The organism is Kaistella carnis, from assembly GCF_003860585.1.
In the GTDB taxonomy this organism is placed as follows: Bacteria; Bacteroidota; Bacteroidia; order Flavobacteriales; family Weeksellaceae; genus Kaistella; species Kaistella carnis.
The window spans coordinates 2,211,586-2,228,077 of the sequence record NZ_CP034159.1; the positions used below are offsets into that span (position 1 = coordinate 2,211,586).

Consider the following 16,492-nt stretch of genomic DNA (forward strand, 5'->3'; position numbering starts at 1 on the left):
TTTTACAAATTTTTTGAGTGATCCCGGTCTAAAATTTTCTGAATCTGTTTCTCTTCCCAGTTTTTACCAATACCATAAACTTTCAGAGCGTGCATCGATAAACCAAATCCCCAGCCTAACATCGGCCACACAAACCACAAATATTGAGGGGAAGTGTAGAGGTTTATAAAAGCCAAAAAAGGAATTACAAGGCAGTAAGAAATAAGATTACTATAGAAGCCTTTCAACTCTTCTACTCTTTTCGCGGCTCTTTGATAAGCCATTGATTCTTGTGATGGTTGTGTTGTCATTGCTGTTGTTTTTTGGGTTAAAATTGGTATTTTCACTCTGAAAAATGTTGCTGATTTTTCGATGAAAACATTTTGTTTTGTTAATAAGGAATAGCGCTGAACGATATTTGCCAGGCCAATTCCGGCGCTCTCTTTGACCTGTTCTCTTTGGTGTAAATTATTTTCGATAAACAGGTTACCGTTTTCAGAATAAATCTTAATATGCAACGGTTTAGAAGAGGTTGCGAAATTATGTTTGATGCAATTTTCTAAAAGCAGTTGCAAAGAAAGTGGCACTACATAGGATTTCAAATCTTTTTCATTCACATTGAAGTCGAAACTTACGCTGTCTTCAAATCGGGTTTTTAGTAGATCACAATAGGTTTTCGCAAAATTAATTTCTTCTTCTACGGTGACTAATTCTTTATCTTTCTGCTCTAAAACATATCTGTAAATTTTCGACATTGAAGCCGTAAATCTTTGCGCCTGACCGGGATTTTCATCAATTAAAGAACTCAACACATTTAAGGAATTGAAGAGGAAATGTGGATCAAGCTGGTTCTTTAAACTTTCGAACTGAGCATTGGCTGATTTTGCGATTAACTTCTGTTGAACGACTTCCTGTTTGGTTGAACTTTTCCAGGCTTCTACAAAACCTTTTGCATGTAGAATTGCGGAAATGAGTAGCGCTACATTAATCGTCAGCCAATTGGATGTTCCCATCGCTCCGGAGAAGAAATGAGCACTATTTCGATGTTGAAAGATTATGAAGTTCACATAATTACAAAAAAATACTAAAACCACATTGACTAACAGCGTTCCTATAATTCCAAGGATTGTTCTTTTTCTGGTATTTTCTACCCAAGAGTATTTCTTGTTCAGATAATCATTAATCAATCCGTTTCCAACCGCGATCGTAAAACTGTACAAGGCGGAAATCACCATTGTCACCAAGTAGTTTCGAAAAGTTTTTACCGGCGTGAAAAAAACAAAAATGACCGTTCCGATGAAAAACGTAATCCAGGATATCGTTATTAAACTTTTTCTGTTCATGATCTAATTATGGGTACAAATGTATACTCGATTAAAGGTAAATAAAATAAATTTCTACCGAACGGTAATTTTTAATCACTGAACAGCAAAAAAAAAACCACCGAAATTCTTCGATGGTTGTTCCTTTGCTATTTTTAAAAATTTATTTCATTTCAGAAATTACATTTACAGCTTCTTCTAAGTATAAATCGCGCTGAAGATTTTTCATCCAGTTTTCGGTTTTCTTCGCAAAAGCTTCGTCTGTTTTCTCCCGAACCGCTTCATCCGGATTTACCACGAATTTTAAACCGTTATTGAACTTTTCAAGACTTTTAAACTTCTTGATCTGGGACTTTCTGGTTTTCATGACTTCATTAAATTTTTTCTGATTCAAAGAAATCGATTCTTCCTTATCTAAATTTTCTTTCCACTGAGAGGATTCCTGAATCAATTGATACGTTTTGTTATTGGCAAGTCTGGCTTCAATTCCTTTCTGCAAAGCGGTTACCGAGAAATAATTCAGTGGTTGGTAAGATACTGCCGGAATTTTGTCCCAAGCCAAAGCATAATCATCATACCGTTCCCCAATTTCCGAATAGGTAAAGAAATCTTTCATTTGAATATCAGACTGAATCCCTTTTCTCTGTGTAGATTCTCCGGTGATTCGGTAGAACTTCTGAATCGTCAGTTTCAAAGAACCAAAATCATCATTCGTATTTAAGAATCGGTTAAGGTCTACAAAAGTCTGCACCGTTCCTTTACCGAACGACTGTGGCGAACCGATCACAACTGCTCTGCCGTAATCCTGCATAGCGCCGGCTAAAATCTCCGAAGCGGAAGCTGAAAGTTCATTCTGCATGATGACCAGCGGACCCGTCCAAAGTGGCGTATTTGTCTTGTTACTGAGGGTTTGAATCTTACCATTCCCGTCTTTTACTTGCACATAAGGACCTGCATTCATAAAGAGACCCATAATATCGCCAACTTCAGTTAAACTACCGCCACCATTATTTCTAAGATCAAGAACAATTCCTTCTACATTTTGTGCTTTGAGTTTGATGAGTTCATTCTTAATATCGTCAGACGCATTTCTTCCTTTGGCATCCTCAAAATCTGCGTTAAAACTTGGCAAATTAATAAAGCCATATTTCTTACCATCTTTTGAATTCACAATAATACTTCGTGCAAAAGTATCTTCAATAGCCACTTCTTCCCGAATTAAGGTAACATCTTTAATCGTTTTATCTTTCTTTTCTACCGTTAAAGTTACTTTCGTTCCTTTTTCCCCACGAATTAATCGAACAGCTTCATCCGAAAGCATTCCTACAACATTTACTGCATCTTCGGAAGGTTTGGACTTTACTTTAAGGATTTTATCTCCTTCCGAAAGTTGTTTTGATTTCCAGGCCGGTGCTCCGATTGTTAAAGCTCCCAAATAAAGGTATCCTCTTTTTTCCTGAATCAACGCTCCAATTCCAATGATTTTTCCTTTAAACTGGGTGTCAAAATCCTCTTTGTTTTTAGGCGAATAATAGTTCGTATGTGGATCAAATACTTCGGTATATGCATTCATATAAACCGTGAACCAATCCATTTTGTTTCTTTTCTTCAATCTTCGGAAACTGTCGGTGACCAGCTCTTTAACTTCCTGAGTTGCTTTAATACGTTTGGCTTCAGGAGTTAAAATTTCAAGTTTGATGGTATCTTTAAGATTGAATCTCTGTACAGAATCTTTTTTCTCTTTCTGCATTTCTTCTTTTGCTGTTAATGTTTCCATCTCCTGCAAAATATTGTACTTGATGTATTTTTTCCATTCTGTAGCAAGTTCTGCAGAATTCGCCGCATAGTTTTTGGCTTTTGGTTCTAAAACAAGCGTTTCGTCTTCATCAAGATCGATCGGTTTGCTTAAAATATCCTGCGTGATTTTGTCGATTTGATCCACCCTATCGTATAATCGATCGATGGTTAATTTATAAAATCTTAAATCTCCCTGATTCAGATAATCATCTAATTTCGTTTTATGCTGTGCAAATTCTGCCATATCAGATTGCATAAAATATCGTTTAGAAGCATCGACCATTTCGAAGTAGTGCTTGTAAACTTCCTGCGAATAAGCATCATTAATAGGTTTTGGCGAATAATGAAGGTAGCTTAAAGTGTTTTTTACGCTGATCATTATGGTTGACATTTTGTCGTCGTCATTTTTAGGTGAGTTAAAACAAAAAACCAAGCTGGTTAATGGAATGAAAAGCAGTAAAGTATTGAGGCTAAATTTTTTGAACATATAAATATTAATAATATGATTTGTTGAACTTTCTCCTGATTTGTTACAGGATTTTACAAAGTATCAAAATTAATACCTTGTTTCTAATAAAAGAAGAATTTACCAAATATTTGTCGTTTTAACACAAAAAAAGCAGTGCTTTTAAAAATAATATTGAAATCCGAACTTAATTCCGAACTTTCTTGCCTCCGGATTTTCCAGATAATTTCCACGCCAGTTGAAATCTACCCTCAAAATACGCACATTTCCAAATCCAATATTCTCAATCCCGAAACCATATTCATAATAGGGTTTTTTCTCCGGCGCCATTAATTTTTGATTTCCGGCATTCATTAAGATCGACCGCTCCATTAAACTCCCCAGAGCTGTTCTGTAGAAAGCGACTTCTCTCAATTTCAATTTTTTAACCAAAGGAATGTAAGACAGGATTTTTCCATTAAAATGGTGTTCCGCCTGAAAAGTGACATATTGATCTGCCACAAACTCGTAATAATTAAGCAAGGCAAAAGTATTCGGCATTAAGTTATAAGACTGGTTTCCCGGAATAATATTCTGCAAAGCCAGCGGTAGTTTATTAAAGTTTTTTCCAGCTTCTACATTCAATAATAATCGGCCGAAACTCTTTAAAAGAATGGGTTGAAAATAATACATCTGCAACTTGCTGTAGTTGAAATCTGAACCCAAAACACCGTTCAGTCCCTGCGTATATTTTAGCATAATGGTTGGCGCCAAAGTACTGTGTTCATAACGGTCTACGCCGTACTGAGAAAAAATAGCACCCGGTCTGGCTGTTAGACTTAACACCAATTTTGAGTCATTCAATTCCGAATAGCGGACATTATTTTTATAAAAATCCAAAGAAAATTTCTCCGGCAGCGCAGATTTTGTGGTTTGATTGGTCGCATCTAAACGAACCGTAAAGTTCTTAAAAGGATCGATCGCAGCAAAGGCACTCGTCTGGTTGACCGAACTTAAGTAAAAATTATCCCCCGAATTTAAAACACCCGACGAGGCGAAAGAACGCGTCATAATTCCCTCATCCGCAGTTAGTTGTGAACCGAGTTGCAGAATATCGCGCCGCGTACCCACTCCTAAAGTAAAGCGGTTATCACGATTGAACATTTTTCTGAATTCAAAACCGTATTTAATCTGATCGTCTTTAAAACCATAGGCCGTATAAAAAGCCGCACGCCAGGAATCGTTTGCTGAAAAATAAGTTCGCGCACCAACCCGTAATCTAAAACCTTCTACTTCATTGAAACCAATAACCGAATAAATATCTCCGAAATCGATGGCGTTAAAGGCATTGTAGTAGCCGGATGAAACCACTTCATAAATTTTGACGGCTTTTTTAAACTGCGGTGCATCTTTCAGTTCATCCATCATATTATATACATTGGCTTCAGATTTTGAAAGTTCTTCCTTTCTGTTTTTCTGCCAATATTCATCATCTTTGATAAATTCTTCATCTGTGAGAGAAGTTACTTTTTGATCAAAAACAGCGTCACTTAAATTTTGATTGAAGACATAATCTGAAAAGATGACCGTTTTTTTCGCAATTACACTTTTCGACTTTTCTTTCTTTCCAAAAACGGACATTTGGATCTCCTGATAATTTTTCTTCGGTAAAAAAATAGAATCGTTGGGATTATCGAATTCCAGTTCGTAATAAAAACTGTTCACAAAGTTGACGTTGATCTGCTTGCTCGATTTTAAAGTCGCGCGAACTACCGCATAATTATCTTTAGCAATATAAAGAACGCCGTACATAGATAGCACATCTTTGCGTTTTGGAGAATATCTTATCCTGTAACAGTCGGTATCGTAAATGAATTCATCCTCTAAAAGCTGGTAATCGTAGGCTGAAAAGCCATCTGTTGCAATAGGACTTGTAAATCCAATATTAAAGAAATTCAGAACATTATCATAAATATCGATTTCTTTGTAAAGATTCTTCGCGGTATTTGCCATCGCATCACTGGAGGTCAGTCCGGATGATTTATTGGCAAGAATTTCCCGTTTTTCTTTTTTGGAAGGGTCTGTTCTGCCGTAATTTTTATACAGCGTTTCATTAAAATAAACCGGTAAGGACAGTTGATTTGTTTGATCTAAAGTATCCGCGTATTTAAAGATGAAATCGACTTTGTTAAAGATTTTTTTATGGGTAAAAGCAGAATCCAGATTGGTAAGATCGAGCTCAATCTTTTCATATTCTTCGTACTGATAATCCTTAAAATGAGAGAGGCCATTGCTCTTTTTACGCTTCCAGACTTCCTGTAAAATTTTGTAGGCGGGATTGTCCTTTTTCTTTAAATTCTTAGAAATTTTGATCTGTACTTCATCAATCGCGGTCTCTCTGGTTTGCGAAAATGAAAAAATAGAACATAGCGAAAGGGATAGAAAAGCAATCCTGAAAAAACTCATGGCGTGGCGTTAAAAACTTAATTCTCAAACGAGTGCCAAAAGTATAACAAAATTTCAGTTCTTCCCATAATTATTTTATTTCACTCCTGTAAAGTATGTAGCCAAGCATAACAACTGACCAATGAGTTAAAACAAACACAATCTTTTCCAGAATACCCGGATTGTCTTTTTAAAAATTTATTTTTGTATCAAAGCATTTATTTATATGAAAAAACCATTGATATTAGTCACCAATGACGACGGCATCACGGCACCGGGCATTCGAAACTTAGTAGAATTTATGAATGAAATCGGCGAAGTGGTCGTGGTAGCACCCAACTCTCCGCAATCTGGTAAAGGTCATGCGATTACGATTGATTCTACATTGACTTTCGAAGAAATTAATCTGGATGGACCTCAAAAAGATTATTCTTTGAGCGGTACTCCGGTAGACTGTGTGAAATTTGCTTTAAATAAAATCCTTACCAGAAAACCGGATCTGGTGGTTTCAGGAATTAACCACGGTGCAAATTCATCTATCAATGTGATCTATTCCGGGACAATGAGTGCTGCAGTAGAAGCTGGCGTGGAAGGATTGCAGTCCATCGGTTTCTCTCTGCTGGACTTTTCCTGGGATGCAGATTTTTCGCAAGCGAAAGAATATATTCAGCAAATTGTTAAAAAAGTATTAGAAAATCCTTTACCTAAAGGAGTTGTATTAAACGTGAATATTCCCAAACTAAAAAGAGAAGATATAAAAGGAGTCAAAGTCTGCCGACAAGCCAACGCGAAGTGGGAAGAAAATTTTGACGAACGAACAAATCCCCACGGTAAAAAATACTATTGGCTAACGGGTTATTTCAATAATATGGATGATGGTCATGATGCAGATGAAACCGCTCTCGCAGATGGTTACATTTCCATTGTTCCTGTTAAATTTGATTTAACTGCACATGAACATTTACAAAATCTGCGTGCAATTCTGGAATAGTTACGGCGATTCTTTCTGTCCGTTTAATAATTTTTAAATTAAAACATTTACCAAATGCGCATTGAAAACGAAATTAAATTAGGGTTTAAAGATGTGATGATCCGTCCAAAACGCTCGACTTTAAAATCCCGATCCCAGGTCAGTTTAGACAGGGATTTCATCTTTAGAAATTCTCAAAAGAAATGGAGTGGCGTTCCCATTATCGCAGCAAATATGGATACGGTCGGAACTTTTGAAATGGCAGAAGCGCTTTCTAAGGATAAAATAATGACGGCTATTCATAAACATTACACGATTGAAGAATGGTCTACATTTCTAAAAAATCAAGAGGATTCGATCTATGATTATATTGCTTTAAGTACAGGAATTGGGAAAGGCGATGAAGAAAAAATTAAGCAGATCGTAGACGCCCACCCAAAAATTAATTTCCTGTGCATTGATGTCGCAAACGGATATTCCGAATTTTTCGTAGAATTTGTCAGAAAAACCCGTCAAAATTTTCCGGACAAGACCATTATTGCCGGAAATGTCGTGACGGGTGAAATGGTGGAAGAACTTATTCTCGCTGGTGCAGATATCATCAAAGTCGGAATTGGTCCAGGTTCGGTTTGTACTACAAGAATAAAAACGGGTGTCGGTTATCCACAACTTTCAGCAATTATCGAATGTGCCGATGCAGCACATGGACTCGGGGGCCATATCATTTCTGATGGCGGGTGTAAAATCCCGGGAGATGTAGCGAAAGCTTTTGGCGGAGGTGCAGATTTCGTGATGTTGGGAGGAATGTTTGCAGGGCACGATGAAAGTGGCGGCGAAATCGTAGAAGAAAATGGTAAAAAGTTTCGGCTTTTTTACGGTATGAGTTCACAAACTGCGATGGATAAGCATTCGGGCGGCGTGGCAGAGTATCGTGCCTCTGAAGGGAAAACCGTGAAAGTTGAATATAAAGGCGCTGTGTCGGAAACGGTGAAAGATATTTTGGGAGGCGTTCGTTCGACTTGTACGTATGTTGGTGCCTCACAATTGCGCGAACTGTCGAAGAGGACAACTTTTATAAGGGTTGCGGAGCAGGAAAATCAGGTTTTTAAATAATTACTTTAGAAATTCATTAATTTGTAAATCCATCATGTCAATACATGATGGATTTTCCTTTATACTAAAGATTGAAAGTTCGGTGCATGCAATAATTACCGGGGAATTTGAGCCATATTTTATAATCATATTTTGAAAAGTTGAAATGGATTCTTGCGTTTGCTGCTTTTCGTAAACCTTTTTTCGGAATTCATCTAACCAAATCTGATCTTCTTCTGATGGCGTTTTTACCTTAATTCCGCTCTCACTAAATTTTTGAGTAATGTATTTAGAATTCATGGTATATTTCGTACCAAATAAATAGACTTCGGAAATCTGATTTTCTTTCAGATACTTTATAGTCAAAGTAATTGGATGACAAAGCGTAATGGGTAAATCAATCTGATCCAGTGTTTCATGCAGCGTAATATTTGGAATTAGAAGTTTGGTAATTCCCAAGTCTACTAATTGATCTATATACAACTCCATTTTTGGAATTAAACGCAGAAAATCATTGGGCAAATAAGGGTTTATTTCTTGAAAATCAATTTGATACACCATCATTGGACATGTTGAATACCCTCCGTCTACAAGATGATAATTTTGGTGAATTTGATTTATGTAATGCGCAGTGGATTCTTTCCCTAAACCTAAAACTCCATTCATTGCAATTTCCGGTTTCATTTTTTTGTTAGAATATAGTCTGCAAAATATTGCTGAGAATCTAAAAACTGCTCCGTAATTTCCAAATTGGCATCCGCGGATAACAAGCTGTTAAGGATCTGATCATTATATTTACGGGATATTTCCGTATGAATACGTTCATCTTTCTTGAACTTAAATGACTGATTTAAATCGGCAATAAAAACCGTTTGATCTACTTTACTTTTCAAAAAACTTTTTGCTATTCCTTCCTCCTCTGTATATTCCGGCGCATGCTCAAAACTTTCTAAGTCGAAATTTGCACCCATCTCATTATTAATTCTTTTCAGTAAGTTCAAATTAAATGCACTCGTAATTCCTGCTGCGTCATTATAAGCCGGCAAAACGATATCCTCAGACTTAATCAAATCTAATCCTAACAATAATTTTTCCCCGGATTTTAAATGAAAAGCAATCTTTTCTAAAAAATCAGATGCAGTTTGATCATCCATGTTACCCAGGTTTGATCCAATAAATAAAATGACTTTCGGTAAATCGGAAGTTAACAGATCATCCAAAACCTCAAAATAATCGCCTTGTCTGGCTTCTATCTCCAAATCCGGAAATAAATTTTCCATTCTGCCGGTGATTACCGACAGCGTGTTTTTAGAAATATCAACAGGCATATATTTAAACTTAAAACCTTTCTCGATTAAAGTTTTCAGAAGGTGTTGTGTTTTTTTTCCGTCTCCTGCTCCCAATTCAATCAGGTCAAATTCTTCATCCTTAGTGATTCCAAAAGACTCAATGATGGCTTCGCTCTGCTGACGAAAAATTTCCAGTTCTGAATTGGTAAGGTAATATTCCGGCATTGCCATAATCTGCTGGAAAAGTTCGTCTCCTGCCTTGTCATAAAAATAATGTGAAGAAAGATATTTCGGATTTTGACTGAGACCTTCACTTACATCGTTTAGAAAAGTTGTATTTTTTGTCATTTTGCTAATCTTATTCCGGTGATTTGCCACCTGTATTTGGGTTGAAAAAAGTTTCTATAGGTCTTTCTTGCATGACCTTCCGGTGTTGCCGTGGAGGAACCGCGCAAAACCATCTGTCCGACCATAAATTTTCCATTGTATTCGCCCACAGCACCTTCTGCAATTTTAAACTTTGGATAAGGAAGATAGGCGGAATAGGTCCATTCCCATCTTTTGCCCCAGTCCAATTGGTCCGCTGCCACTTCCCACTCAAATTCTGTGGGTAATCTGCAGCCTTTCCAAGTGGCAAAGGCTTGCGCTTCGTAGAATGAAATGTGTGTTAATATATCTTCGGGTTCTATGGGTTTTAAACCTTCTAAAGTGAAAGAATGCCACTTGTCATCAATCTTGGTCCAATAAAGCGGAGATTTAACCTGATTTTCAGTTACCCAATTCCAACCTTCATCTAACCAAAATTTAAAATTTTCGTAGCCACACGCTTCCATAAATTCTATAAATTCTGCGTTGGTTACCAAAGATTTTGAGATTTCAAATTCATGTAAAAAAACCTGATGCCGGCCCTTTTCATTATCAAAATGAAAACCTTCACCTTCAAATCCGATAGAGTAGATTCCTTCATCAATCTTTAACCAGCCTTTTTCAGAATTCTGTTGCGCAGTCAAATTAAAGTTTTCTTTGTAAAGCGGATAAATAGGGTTGTAGGATAAAGTATGTTTTAAATCGGTAATTAGAAGCTCCTGATGTTGTTGCTCATGGTTGATTCCTAAAACAATCAATTCTTCTAAAGTGGGATTTATGGGACTTTGGAGTAAGGCTGAAATATGGTCGTCCACATATTTTCGATAGTCATAAACCTCTTTCACTGTGGGTCGGGTAATGGTTCCGCGCTCTGTGCGTATCGCTCTTTCGCCCAAAGTTTGATAATAACTGTTGAAAAGAAAACCGAAATGAGGATTAAAAACCTGATAGTCTTTTACAAATTTCTTTAAGATCATTTCCTCAAAAAACCAGGTTGAGTGGCTTAGATGCCATTTTGGTGGACTGGCAAAATCAACAGGCTGCGGAATATAATCCTCAATTTCCAAAGGTTCACAAAGTGCGGCTGACTGTGATCGCGTTTTTTTATATAATTGTAATAATTCGCTCATATTCCTACTTATAAGTTACAGGGCCAAAATGAATACAAATAATATTCCGCTAATTAAAGTATAACCAACTAATTTTAAAAAATTAGTACTAAAACTTACTAACAATTGTAATGTGCAAATTGTTAGTAAGTTACGAGCTATTTTGTTCTAGCCCCGATTGGAACGGCATCCTTTTTCTATCGCGGAAGCGATGGAAAAAGATAAAGTGGAAAGCGGGACGGGTTTTTAAAAGAAGCAAAAATCCTGAAGCTCCTAGAACAAAACTTTACCGTCATGCCGAAGTTCTTCCAGATATTCTTTCTTGCTGTCACGATAAAAAAGGTTCATGGTTTCAAAGGGAATCATTTTTAAATCCTTACTGACAATATGAACGCAGGATTTCTTCACAGCGCGGACATCAAAATCATGGGCATCCATAAAATTCATGATAATAATGCGGAAAAGATTGTCATATCCAAGATCGGGTGCGGAAATATTGGGTAAACAACAGAGGAGCTGATTCATTTTCGGCTCCACTTTATCCACAGAAATACCGGTGCTGAATATATCTAAAAGCTGCATCTGCACGCCTTTGTCGCGTTCGTAAACGATGGTGTTTTTGGACTCTGAGTTAAGGAGATCGGCCGGATTTATATAGCGGGTCAAAGGAAAAATTTCATCATCTAATTTCAAAATATAGCCCATGGCGAGGGAATCCGGATTACAGGGAACCGGAATAATATCGTCTGAATTAAGAAGGGGAAACTGGTTCAAAATTTCCTGACGCACTTCTGTTAAAGTAACTTTTTCCCCGGCAGAATCGTCGCGATTTCTACCGGCAATTTCTACAGGTTGAAAGGTAACGCCACGAACACATTTCTGTTTTAAGGCAAAATCCAGAATTTTACCAATCTCATCCATATTTTTATCTTGCTGAAGAACGACAACCAGGGTTGTAGAAAGGTTCAGGTCATTTAATTTTGCCAACGCTTTCATGCGAATATCGGAAACATCTTTTCCGCGAAAATCTTCTAAAACTTCTTTTTTAAAAGAATCAAACTGTAAATAAATTTCAAATTCAGGAGCGTAAGTTGCCAATTTCTCTGCGAATCCGGGATCATTTGCGATTCGAATTCCATTGGTATTCAACATTAAATGTTTGAAAGGTTTTGTTTTCGCAATATCTAAAATCTGAAAAAACTGCGGATGAATCGTGGGTTCACCACCGCTGATCTGAACGACATCGGGTTCACCTTCATTTTTGATAATAAGATCAAACATCGCTTCTATTTCTACGAGGGTGCGATGACTGCCGTAATGCGGTGAAGACATTGCGTAACAGGTGGGACACGTTAAATTACAACGATCCGTCACTTCCACAACGGAAAGACAACTGTGCTGTTCGTGATCTACACACAAACCGCAATCATAAGGACAGCCATACAACACATCGGTTCCAAAGTGAACAGGTGTTTCCGATGGCTTGTTATAATTTCTTATGTTTTTGTAATATTCTACATCTGTTGCGATCTTTGTTTTGAAAAAACCGTGATCAGGACACCTTTTGGTCATGAAAACCGACTCATTCTGAATAATAATTTTTGCACCAACACGCTTTAAACAGGTGGGACAAAGACTGATCGTGTAATCGTAATACGTGTAATCTCTATTTGGCATATTTTTGAAAATTAAAGGCCTCCACAAATGATTCCACTGATCAGACCACAGATTAATAAAATGACAATTACCGTTTGCCAATATTGTTTTGTTGAATATTTACGGTTATCTTTTGATTCGTAAACGGCTTTTATGATAAAGGTTAATACAAAAGCAATGACGAGAGAAATGCCAATGATCATCATAACGATCATCGCAACCAGGCCGCCGAGATTTCCGACTTCAAGAAAAGTTAATGGTTTCATGACTTTAATGGTGAAAGGTTCAGTGTCAAATTTATTTTATAAATGTAGTATAAAATCATGGAAATACACACCATTTGAATAGTACTCAAATGAAGGACTATTTCTTCCCTCGGTTTTATAAAATCTAAGATTAGACGAAAGGAAAAATAACTCAACATAAACAGTTGAAACAAAAATCCTGATTGATACGTCTTCTTTCTTCTAAATATTTCTAAAGAAATCCACAACACGATCAAAAACACGATTTCGTAAAGTGCAACCGGATGTCGAAGATACTCATCGCCAAGATGCATTCCGAAAATCGAAGTGGTGGGTAATCCATAAGTTTCCTCATAAATTCCGGTAAAAAAACACCCTATTCTGCCAATGATCATGGCAAAAATTAAAGGGTAAACGATTAAATCTCCGGTGCTTTTCTTATAACCCACTATTTTTTTTGCCAGTTCTACGCCCAGAAGACCGAACGCCAAACCGCCAACAATCGTATTATTTGTCCAAAATTTTAGGAAGGAGAACTCAGGCGAAAATAACAAACTTGGTTTTTCTAAATTTCCAATTAATTTGGATCCAACCAAAGCTCCGGCGGTGGCGCCAATTAAAATCGCAAGAGAAACGTTTAAATCCTGCTTTTCACCAGATCTTCTTTTAAGATAAAAATAATAACGCATGCTCAGAAAGATTCCTACCGATTCCAAAACAGGATGCAGCAAAATTTGGTAGCCGAAAAACTGGAACGTTACGGGAAAATCAATGGACATCGTTACAATATAATTTTAAAACTGAAGTTGCGCTCTATCACTGTTTAAATATTCTACAAAAAAACCTCATACACTGAAAAATATGAGGTTGATTTATATTTAAAAATAGCTAAAATTCTTTTAAGTCAACATTCCACCGTCAACGCTTAAAACCTGACCGGTAATGTAACTGGACATGTCTGAACCCAGGAATACACAAGCATTCGCCACATCTTCCGGTTGCCCACCGCGTTTCAAAGGAATCGAATCTCTCCAGCCCTGAACTGTTTTTTCGTCTAAAGCTGCTGTCATTTCAGTTTCGATAAAACCCGGAGCAATGGCGTTGCAACGGATATTTCGGGAACCTAATTCAAGCGCAATGGATTTCGAAAACCCAATAACACCCGCTTTGGAGGCGGCGTAGTTTGCCTGACCTGCATTTCCCTTGATACCAACAACGGAAGTCATATTGATGATCGAACCGGATTTTGCTTTCATCATCGGTTTGATTACGGCTTTGGTCAAGTTGAAAACAGAATCTAAATTCACTTTGATAATCGTATCCCAATCCTCTTTCGACATTCTGAGCATTAAATTATCACGCGTTATTCCCGCATTATTAATCAAAATATCGATTTTGCTAAATTCTTCCATTACATCAGCGACTAATTTTTGAGCCGCGTCATAATCGGAAGCATCTGACTGATATGATTTTACTGTTGTAATTTTTCCCAATTCTTCTTCCAAAGCCTTCGCTTTATCAACAGAACCAGCATAGGTGAATGCAACATGAGCGCCTTCTTTCGCAAAAACTTCGGCTATTCCTTTTCCTATTCCTCGTGTAGCTCCCGTAATCAGGGCAACTTTTCCATCTAATAATCCCATATGATTTTCGTTTATTTTTCTAAGTTTTTGTATTTATTTTTTGATAAAGGTTTTTCTTCACCCTCCTCTTTTTGTTCTACATTGCTTATAATTAACACAATTTCTCCTTTTAAAGTTTTGCTTTTGGAGAAGTCGATTAACTCATTGATTGTTCCACGTTTGGTTTCTTCAAACTTCTTGGAAATTTCACGGCTTAAACTGACCTTGGTTTCTTCGCCGAAAAATTCTTTGATCTGTTCTAAAGTTGTGTTGATCTTGTGCGGACTCTCATACAGAATAATGGTTTTCTTTTCTTCCGACAACTGTTTGAGTTTTGTCTGTCTTCCTTTTTTCTGAGGTAAAAATCCAGCAAATAAAAATTCATTATTCGGCAAGCCAGAAACCACCAAAGCCGGAACGAAAGCAGTCGCGCCAGGCAAACACTGCATTTCTAAATTTTCATCGGCAATGGCTTTTGCTAACAGATAACCGGGATCAGAAATCCCCGGAGTTCCCGCATCTGTAATGATTGCGATGTTTTGTCCATTTTTTAAATCATCGACTACCTTTTGTGTAGTTTGATGTTCATTATGCAAATGATAGGATTTCAGCGGTTTAGATATTTCATAATGTTTTAGAAGAAAACCAGACGTTCGGGTATCTTCACACAATATATAATTGACTTCTTTCAGAATTTTTACGGCTCTGAAAGTCATGTCTTCAAGGTTACCAATCGGTGTTGGAACAAAATACAGAATTCCGCTCATCTATAAATTTTCAAATAAGTTCTTGCAAAACTCCTCTAAACTGGGATCTCTTGCTCCCATTAAAAGTAAAACCACGCCTTGCTTTAATTCCGGTTTCAATGCTTCCAATAAATTGCTTCTGCATTCTACAAAATGGGCTTTCTTCCCTTTTTCTTTGATGCCGACAATTAAATCGTTTGCTGAAATATCTTTCACGGCAGTTCCTCCGGCGTAAAAAATTTCGCTCATCCAAATTTCATCTTGGGGTCGTAAAGAATCTGCGATTTCATTAATGAAATCATCCTTCAAAAATCGGGTCGGTTTGTAACCATGGGGTTGAAACCAAGCAATTACTTTATCAGCCAAAGGTTGACACGCTTTTATAGAAGCTGCACATTTCGCGGGATTGTGCGCATAATCATCGATGACCCAAACACCATTTTTCTGTCCGAGAATTTGATGACGGCGATAAATTCCTTCGTAGTTTGCTAAACTTTCAGCGCATGTTTTTAAGTCGATTCCAATCTGATTTGCGACGGCAATTGCTGCTGTGGCATTTTCCACAGAATGTTGCCCTAAAGAATTCATCTGAAATGGCTGATCTAAAACTTCAAAAGTTAAAGACAAGCCATCCTGTTTAAAATTCTCTGCAGAATATCCTGCATTTTTTTCTTCAAACCCAAAATCATTTTTAATATCAGCAGACAATGATTTCGATAATGTATTTGATTGATTTACAATGAATAAACTCTTAGAATTATTTTTAAAAATAGTAAACAAATCTATTAATTCATCTATTTCCTGATGATCTTTATCTATGTTTAGAAGTAAGCCGATTTCAGGTTCGTACTGAACAACAGAACCGTCACTTTCGTCCGCTTCAATAATGAGCCATTCTCCTTTTCCAACGGCCGCATTTCCAATTTTGCCATCTTTAATAATGCTTGTTAATCCCGCGCCGGAAATAATGCTGGGTTCATAATGAGCATCCAGCAAGATCTGATATAACATCGCCGAAGTCGTAGATTTTCCCGAAGTTCCGGCGACTGCAATGGTCTTTTTACTTTTTGCGATGATGGATAAAAGTTCACTTCTTTTTATAATGGGAATTCCCAATTCTTTCGCTTTCTGTACTTCGTAAACCGTATCTTCAATTGCGGTGGAAACTACAATTAAATCGGTCTTTTCTGTAATTCCGCTCCCGTCCTGAAGAAAACAGTGAATGCCTTCTGCTTCGAGTTGTTCTCTGGTTTTGTTATATTCACCAGGATGGAAATAGCGGTCGCTACCACTTACTTCTTTTCCAATTCCTCTCAAATATTGCGCAATGGCACTCATTCCGACTCCCGCAACTCCAATAAAAAAGACGTTTTGGAAGTCTTCTATTTTTTTAATCATATTTAAAGTTT

The 16,492-nt window shown here is 37.1% G+C and carries 14 protein-coding genes; 2 read left to right on the top strand and 12 right to left on the bottom strand.

Annotation, left to right across the window (positions count from 1 at the left end; translation table 11 throughout):
* Positions 1–2: 2 nt before the first annotated feature.
* The 3 genes from EIB73_RS10290 to EIB73_RS10300 all read right to left on the bottom strand — a co-directional run bounded on the left by EIB73_RS10290 (position 3) and on the right by EIB73_RS10300 (position 6,009).
* Positions 3–1,322: a 2TM domain-containing protein gene (locus tag EIB73_RS10290; RefSeq protein ID WP_125025114.1), complete on the bottom strand. Its 1,320-nt coding sequence runs from the start codon at positions 1,320–1,322 to the stop codon at positions 3–5.
* Between the two features lie 142 nt (positions 1,323–1,464).
* Complete coding sequence (locus tag EIB73_RS10295) at positions 1,465–3,585, bottom strand: carboxy terminal-processing peptidase (RefSeq protein ID WP_125025116.1); 2,121 nt, start codon at positions 3,583–3,585, stop codon at positions 1,465–1,467.
* A gap of 141 nt (positions 3,586–3,726) precedes the next feature.
* Positions 3,727–6,009 (bottom strand): DUF5686 family protein, encoded by a 2,283-nt coding sequence (locus EIB73_RS10300; protein ID WP_125025118.1) that lies wholly within the window; start codon positions 6,007–6,009, stop codon positions 3,727–3,729.
* 205 nt (positions 6,010–6,214) lie between these two features.
* Here EIB73_RS10300 and surE point away from each other — a divergent pair, with 205 nt between their 5' ends.
* Both surE and EIB73_RS10310 read left to right on the top strand, forming a co-directional pair.
* Positions 6,215–6,979, top strand: a complete 765-nt coding sequence (gene surE, locus EIB73_RS10305) for a 5'/3'-nucleotidase SurE (RefSeq protein ID WP_125025120.1) — start codon at positions 6,215–6,217, stop codon at positions 6,977–6,979.
* A gap of 54 nt (positions 6,980–7,033) precedes the next feature.
* Positions 7,034–8,071: a GMP reductase gene (locus tag EIB73_RS10310; RefSeq protein ID WP_125025122.1), complete on the top strand. Its 1,038-nt coding sequence runs from the start codon at positions 7,034–7,036 to the stop codon at positions 8,069–8,071.
* On the opposite strand, the gene EIB73_RS10315 is transcribed toward EIB73_RS10310, so the two are convergent.
* From EIB73_RS10315 to EIB73_RS10355, 9 genes are all read right to left on the bottom strand, one after another.
* Complete coding sequence (locus EIB73_RS10315; RefSeq protein ID WP_125025124.1) at positions 8,072–8,734, bottom strand: aspartate/glutamate racemase family protein; 663 nt, start codon at positions 8,732–8,734, stop codon at positions 8,072–8,074.
* Positions 8,731–9,687: an L-histidine N(alpha)-methyltransferase gene (locus EIB73_RS10320; RefSeq protein WP_125025126.1), complete on the bottom strand. Its 957-nt coding sequence runs from the start codon at positions 9,685–9,687 to the stop codon at positions 8,731–8,733. The genes EIB73_RS10315 and EIB73_RS10320 overlap by 4 nt, the downstream gene beginning before the upstream one ends.
* Complete coding sequence (egtB, locus tag EIB73_RS10325; RefSeq protein ID WP_125025129.1) at positions 9,684–10,835, bottom strand: ergothioneine biosynthesis protein EgtB; 1,152 nt, start codon at positions 10,833–10,835, stop codon at positions 9,684–9,686. Before egtB ends, EIB73_RS10320 begins: the two co-directional genes overlap by 4 nt.
* A 252-nt stretch (positions 10,836–11,087) precedes the next feature.
* Positions 11,088–12,491, bottom strand: a complete 1,404-nt coding sequence (locus EIB73_RS10330) for a radical SAM protein (protein ID WP_125025130.1) — start codon at positions 12,489–12,491, stop codon at positions 11,088–11,090.
* 11 nt (positions 12,492–12,502) lie between these two features.
* Positions 12,503–12,736 (bottom strand): hypothetical protein, encoded by a 234-nt coding sequence (locus EIB73_RS10335; RefSeq protein WP_125025132.1) that lies wholly within the window; start codon positions 12,734–12,736, stop codon positions 12,503–12,505.
* On the bottom strand, positions 12,733–13,494 hold the full coding sequence (locus EIB73_RS10340) for a prolipoprotein diacylglyceryl transferase (RefSeq protein WP_125025134.1): 762 nt from the start codon (positions 13,492–13,494) through the stop codon (positions 12,733–12,735). Before EIB73_RS10340 ends, EIB73_RS10335 begins: the two co-directional genes overlap by 4 nt.
* A gap of 120 nt (positions 13,495–13,614) precedes the next feature.
* The gene (fabG, locus tag EIB73_RS10345) at positions 13,615–14,358 is read right to left on the bottom strand and encodes a 3-oxoacyl-[acyl-carrier-protein] reductase (protein WP_125025136.1); all 744 of its coding nucleotides are present in this window, start codon (positions 14,356–14,358) and stop codon (positions 13,615–13,617) included.
* Between the two features lie 11 nt (positions 14,359–14,369).
* The gene (gene rsmI, locus EIB73_RS10350; protein ID WP_125025138.1) at positions 14,370–15,104 is read right to left on the bottom strand and encodes a 16S rRNA (cytidine(1402)-2'-O)-methyltransferase; all 735 of its coding nucleotides are present in this window, start codon (positions 15,102–15,104) and stop codon (positions 14,370–14,372) included.
* On the bottom strand, positions 15,105–16,481 hold the full coding sequence (locus tag EIB73_RS10355; protein ID WP_125025140.1) for a UDP-N-acetylmuramate--L-alanine ligase: 1,377 nt from the start codon (positions 16,479–16,481) through the stop codon (positions 15,105–15,107). It lies immediately after the preceding gene.
* Positions 16,482–16,492: the final 11 nt, after the last annotated feature.